The sequence below is a fragment of the Mesorhizobium sp. ArgA1 genome (assembly GCF_053714375.1).
In genome coordinates this window covers 1-223 of the sequence record NZ_JBSKBQ010000219.1, presented here as the reverse complement: position 1 = coordinate 223, position 223 = coordinate 1, and the positions used below count along the sequence as shown (strand labels likewise).

Sequence of the window (223 nt, the reverse complement as noted above, 5' to 3'; positions counted from 1 at the left end):
AAATTCAAGGCAAGGGAATTCAACAGCTTAACCGGCAGTGTTCGCCATCCGTTCACCTCCAACTGTTCAAGTTGGGCCATACGGATTCGACCCGTAATTACCCACCCCCTCGCCCCCTCGATGCGGCATGGTGCGTCGTCACTCGACGTCGATGTCTGGGTACTGCGGGGGAGCCTTGCCGATCTTGCTGACGATCCTCGGGTAATTGGCATCGGGCTGCGCC

Annotated in this window: 1 protein-coding gene; it reads left to right on the top strand. The window is 58.3% G+C overall.

The window, feature by feature from the left end:
• On the top strand, window positions 1-223 hold a 223-nt coding region (locus tag ACWGTI_RS33040; protein ID WP_454590726.1), incomplete at both ends, for a hypothetical protein.